This is a genomic window from Acinetobacter sp. YH12231 (genome assembly GCF_013417755.1).
Lineage (GTDB): Bacteria > Pseudomonadota > Gammaproteobacteria > Pseudomonadales > Moraxellaceae > Acinetobacter > Acinetobacter amyesii.
In genome coordinates, this window is the sequence record NZ_VPDJ01000055.1 from 1 (window position 1) to 2,924 (window position 2,924).

1 rRNA gene is annotated in these 2,924 nt (G+C 50.5%); it reads left to right on the top strand.

What is annotated here, in order from left to right:
* The first annotated feature begins 19 nt into the window (after positions 1 to 19).
* Positions 20 to 2,913, top strand: a 23S ribosomal RNA gene (locus tag FTV11_RS16815).
* Positions 2,914 to 2,924 lie beyond the last annotated feature (11 nt).

Here is a 2,924-nt window from a genome sequence, read left to right on the forward strand (position 1 = left end):
CGACTGTTTGGGGTTGTATAGTCAAGTAATTAAGTGCATGTGGTGGATGCCTTGGCAGTCAGAGGCGATGAAAGACGTAATAGCCTGCGATAAGCTCCGGGGAGGCGGCAAATATCCTGTGATCCGGAGATTTCTGAATGGGGAAACCCACCCGCTATAAGGCGGGTATCATAAACTGAATACATAGGTTTATGAGGCGAACGAGGGGAAGTGAAACATCTCAGTACCCTTAGGAAAAGAAATCAATTGAGATTCCCTCAGTAGCGGCGAGCGAACGGGGAAAAGCCCATTAAGTTATCTAAGCTTTAGTGGAACGCTCTGGGAAGTGCGACCATAGTAGGTGATAGTCCTGTACGCGAAAGGGCTTAGATAATGATGTCGAGTAGGGCGAGGCACGTGAAACCTTGTCTGAATATGGGGGGACCATCCTCCAAGGCTAAATACTCCTGACTGACCGATAGTGAACCAGTACCGTGAGGGAAAGGCGAAAAGAACCCCTGTGAGGGGAGTGAAATAGATCCTGAAACCGCATGCATACAAGCAGTGGGAGCCAACTTGTTTGGTGACTGCGTACCTTTTGTATAATGGGTCAGCGACTTACATTCAGTAGCAAGGTTAACCGATTAGGGGAGCCGTAGAGAAATCGAGTCTTAATAGGGCGTTTAGTTGCTGGGTGTAGACCCGAAACCGGGTGATCTATCCATGAGCAGGTTGAAGGTTGGGTAACACTAACTGGAGGACCGAACCCACTGTCGTTGAAAAGCCAGGGGATGACTTGTGGATAGGGGTGAAAGGCTAATCAAACTCGGTGATAGCTGGTTCTCCCCGAAAGCTATTTAGGTAGCGCCTCGGACGAATACCATTGGGGGTAGAGCACTGTTTCGGCTAGGGGGTCATCCCGACTTACCAAACCGATGCAAACTCCGAATACCAATGAGTACTATCCGGGAGACAGACTGCGGGTGCTAACGTCCGTAGTCAAGAGGAAAACAATCCAGACCGCCAGCTAAGGCCCCAAAATTATAGTTAAGTGGGAAACGATGTGGGAAGGCATAGACAGCTAGGAGGTTGGCTTAGAAGCAGCCACCCTTTAAAGAAAGCGTAATAGCTCACTAGTCGAGTCGGCCTGCGCGGAAGATGTAACGGGGCTAAAACTATATGCCGAAGCTGCGGATTTACACATTAGTGTAAGTGGTAGGGGAGCGTTCTGTAAGCCGATGAAGGTGGATTGAGAAGTCTGCTGGAGGTATCAGAAGTGCGAATGCTGACGTGAGTAACGACAAAACGGGTGAAAAACCCGTTCGCTGAAAGACCAAGGGTTCCAGTCCAACGTTAATCGGGGCTGGGTGAGTCGACCCCTAAGGCGAGGCCGAGAGGCGTAGTCGATGGGAAATTGGTTAATATTCCAATACTTCAGTGTAATGCGATGAGAGGACGGAGAAGGTTAAGTCAGCCTGGCGTTGGTTGTCCAGGTGAAAGGAAGTAGGCATGTATCTTAGGCAAATCCGGGGTACTCTATGCTGAGATCTGACAGCAAGCTGTACTTGTACAGTGAAGTGGCTGATACCATACTTCCAGGAAAAGTCTCTAAGCTTCAGTTACACTGGAATCGTACCCGAAACCGACACAGGTGGTCAGGTCGAGTAGACCAAAGCGCTTGAGAGAACTCTGCTGAAGGAACTAGGCAAAATGGTACCGTAACTTCGGGAGAAGGTACGCTGCTTTTGGTGATGGAACTTGCTTCCTGAGCTGAGAGCAGCCACAGAAACCAGGCCCCTGCAACTGTTTATTAAAAACATAGCACTCTGCAAACACGAAAGTGGACGTATAGGGTGTGATGCCTGCCCGGTGCTGGAAGGTTAATTGATGGGGTTAGCGTAAGCGAAGCTCTTGATCGAAGCCCCAGTAAACGGCGGCCGTAACTATAACGGTCCTAAGGTAGCGAAATTCCTTGTCGGGTAAGTTCCGACCTGCACGAATGGCATAATGATGGGGGCGCTGTCTCCAGCAGAGGCTCAGTGAAATCGAAATCGCCGTGAAGATGCGGTGTACCCGCGGCTAGACGGAAAGACCCCGTGAACCTTTACTGCAGCTTGACATTGAACTTTGATCTTACTTGTGTAGGATAGGTGGGAGGCTTTGAAACCGAGACGCTAGTTTCGGTGGAGCCAATCTTGAAATACCACCCTGGTAATATTGAGGTTCTAACTCTGTCCCGTTATCCGGGACGAGGACCATGTCTGGTGGGTAGTTTGACTGGGGCGGTCTCCTCCTAAAGAGTAACGGAGGAGTACGAAGGTGCGCTCAGCGTGGTCGGAAATCACGCGTAGAGTATAAAGGCAAAAGCGCGCTTAACTGCGAGACCCACAAGTCGAGCAGGTACGAAAGTAGGTCTTAGTGATCCGGTGGTTCTGTATGGAAGGGCCATCGCTCAACGGATAAAAGGTACTCTGGGGATAACAGGCTGATACCGCCCAAGAGTTCATATCGACGGCGGTGTTTGGCACCTCGATGTCGGCTCATCTCATCCTGGGGCTGAAGCAGGTCCCAAGGGTATGGCTGTTCGCCATTTAAAGAGGTACGCGAGCTGGGTTTAGAACGTCGTGAGACAGTTCGGTCCCTATCTACCGTGGGCGCTGGAAATTTGAGAGGATCTGCTCCTAGTACGAGAGGACCAGAGTGGACGAACCTCTGGTGTACCGGTTGTGACGCCAGTCGCATCGCCGGGTAGCTATGTTCGGAAGGGATAACCGCTGAAAGCATCTAAGCGGGAAGCCTACCTCAAGATAAGATTTCCCTTGGACTTTATGTCCACTAAAGAGCCGTTGAAGACTACGACGTTGATAGGTTGGATGTGGAAGTGCGGTGACGCATGAAGCTGACCAATACTAATTGCTCGTGAGGCTTGACTATACAACACCCAA